At 66.5% G+C, this 1,815-nt stretch carries 1 protein-coding gene; it reads left to right on the top strand.

Annotation, left to right across the window (positions count from 1 at the left end; all coding sequences use genetic code 11):
• On the top strand, positions 1-1,815 hold a 1,815-nt coding region (gene rpoB, locus WBF82_RS11380), incomplete at both ends, for a DNA-directed RNA polymerase subunit beta (RefSeq protein ID WP_424383137.1).

The raw sequence follows: 1,815 nt of genomic DNA, 5'->3' as shown, positions 1-1,815 counted from the left end.
GGGACCGGTTCGGCTTCTCCGAGATCATGATGTCGACGCTGGAGAAGGACAACACCGCCGGCACCGACGAGGCGCTGCTGGACATCTACCGCAAGCTGCGTCCGGGCGAGCCGCCGACCAAGGAGTCGGCGCAGACCCTGCTGGAGAACCTGTTCTTCAAGGAGAAGCGTTACGACCTGGCCCGTGTCGGCCGCTACAAGGTCAACAAGAAGCTGGGTCTGAGCGGAAAGCCCGCCGAAACCTCTAGAACGACGCTGACCGAAGAGGACGTCGTCGCCACCATCGAATACCTGGTGCGCCTGCACGAGGGTCAGGCCACGATGACCGTCCCCGGCGGCGTCGAGGTGCCGGTGGAGACCGACGACATCGACCACTTCGGCAACCGTCGGTTGCGGACGGTCGGTGAGCTGATCCAGAACCAGATCCGGGTCGGCATGTCTCGGATGGAGCGGGTGGTCCGCGAGCGGATGACCACGCAGGACGTCGAGGCGATCACGCCGCAAACCCTGATCAATATCCGGCCCGTGGTCGCCGCGATCAAGGAGTTCTTCGGCACCAGCCAGCTGTCGCAGTTCATGGACCAGAACAACCCGCTGTCGGGGCTCACCCACAAGCGCCGCCTGTCGGCGCTGGGCCCCGGTGGTCTATCGCGTGAGCGTGCCGGGCTGGAGGTCCGCGACGTGCACTCGAGCCACTACGGCCGGATGTGCCCGATCGAGACCCCGGAGGGCCCCAACATCGGCCTGATCGGCTCGCTTTCGGTGTACGCGCGGGTCAACCCGTTCGGCTTCATCGAAACGCCGTACCGCAAGGTTCGCGACGGTGTGGTCACCGACGAGATCGAGTACCTGACCGCCGACGAGGAAGACCGCCACGTCGTCGCACAGGCCAACTCGCCGCTCGACGAGAAGGGCCGGTTCACCGAGGCCCGCGTCCTGGTGCGCCGTAAGGGCGGCGAGGTCGAGTACGTGTCGTCGGCCGAGGTGGACTACATGGACGTCTCGCCGCGCCAGATGGTGTCGGTGGCCACCGCGATGATCCCGTTCCTCGAGCACGACGACGCCAACCGCGCCCTGATGGGTGCCAACATGCAGCGCCAGGCGGTTCCGCTGGTGCGCAGCGAGGCACCGCTGGTGGGTACCGGCATGGAACTGAGGGCCGCGATCGACGCCGGCGACGTCGTCGTCGCCGACAAGAGCGGCGTCATCGAGGAGGTGTCGGCCGACTACATCACGGTGATGGCCGACGACGGCACCCGCCACACCTACCGGATGCGCAAGTTCGCCCGCTCCAACCACGGCACCTGCGCCAACCAGCGTCCGATCGTGGACGGCGGTGAGCGGGTCGAGGCCGGTCAGGTGATCGCCGACGGTCCGTGCACCGACAACGGCGAAATGGCGCTGGGTAAGAACCTGCTCGTGGCGATCATGCCCTGGGAAGGGCACAACTACGAGGACGCGATCATCCTGTCCAACCGGCTCGTTGAAGAGGACGTGCTCACCTCGATCCACATCGAGGAGCACGAGATCGACGCCCGCGACACCAAGCTCGGTGCCGAGGAGATCACCAGGGACATCCCGAACGTCTCCGACGAGGTGCTGGCCGACCTGGACGAGCGCGGCATCGTACGCATCGGTGCCGAGGTCCGCGACGGCGACATCCTGGTCGGCAAGGTCACCCCTAAGGGTGAGACCGAGCTGACCCCGGAGGAGCGGCTGCTGCGCGCGATCTTCGGCGAGAAGGCCCGCGAAGTCCGCGACACCTCACTGAAGGTGCCGCACGGCGAGTCCGGCAAGGTGATCGGTATTCGGGTGT

Source organism: Mycobacterium sp. (genome assembly GCF_049673265.1).
GTDB lineage: Bacteria > Actinomycetota > Actinomycetes > Mycobacteriales > Mycobacteriaceae > Mycobacterium.
This window is presented reverse-complemented; position numbering and strand designations above follow the sequence as displayed.